The organism is Campylobacter sp. RKI_CA19_01121, assembly GCF_025771295.1.
Lineage (GTDB): Bacteria > Campylobacterota > Campylobacteria > Campylobacterales > Campylobacteraceae > Campylobacter_D.
On record NZ_JAKMQA010000034.1, the window covers coordinates 1 to 1,030 of the forward strand.

Here is a 1,030-nt window from a genome sequence, read left to right on the forward strand (position 1 = left end):
TGGTTCTACTATTAAAAGTATCACCAACTCAGGAACTATTAAAGGTGCTAACGATAGAGATAGTAAAGGTATTTATATAGGTGGTAATAACTCTAAAATAGAAAATATAACTAATGAGAAAGGTGGTGTTATTACTGGCAATGGTAATGGTATTCAGATCGATGGCAGGGGAACACTACAAAATTTAAATAATAAAGGCACTATAAAAGGTGGTAGTAATGGTATGTATGTTGGCGGTGGAACAATAAATACACTAGTTAATGATAATACTATTATGGGTAATAATTACGGTATGCATATACAAAATGCTTCTAAAATAGATAAAATTGAAAGTAATGGTGTTATTAATGGTGGTCAATCCGGAATTTATATTGATGATATTAGATATGGTGGTGTAAAAATTAAAACCATACACAACGGTAAAAATGGTGTTATTGAAGCTAATGGCGATGGTATTAAATTTAGAGGTAGTTGGAATAATATAGAAACTTTAAAAAATGAAGGAACTATAAAAGGTGGTAATAATGGAATTTATGGTCATGGTAATGGTCAAATTATTGGTAATGTGATAAATAGTGGTCTTATACAAGGTGAAAAAAACGGAATATTTGTAGAATATGCTAAATTTGGAAGTATCACTCTTGAAAACGGTGGTGCTATAGTTGGGATTCAGAATAATGGAATTTATTCGTATCAAGATATTGAAAATATTCAATTAAACAATAAGTCTACAATTTATGGAAAACAAAATGGTGTATTTGGCAATGCTAATATGGGAACTATTGAAGTTAAAAGTGGTAGTTCTATAATAGGTGTTGAAGGAAGTGGCGTTATTGCCTCTAATGAATGGGGAAAAACTAATGGTATAACCGTTGAGGGTGAGCATTCTCTTATTGGTGGTGGAACAACAGCTATAACAGTTAAAAAAACAGTCGGAACTTTTGAAGATGGTAATTCAATTTCATTAAACGACAATGCCACCATAGCAGCATTAACTTTTAGTGAAGATGGAAGTACTTACACTTATAAT

General features: G+C 31.2%; 1 protein-coding gene. It reads left to right on the forward strand.

Annotated elements, in window-relative coordinates; genetic code table 11:
• Positions 1-1,030, forward strand: a 1,030-nt coding sequence (locus L8T90_RS07835; protein WP_263737174.1) for a hypothetical protein, incomplete at both ends; no start/stop codon positions are given.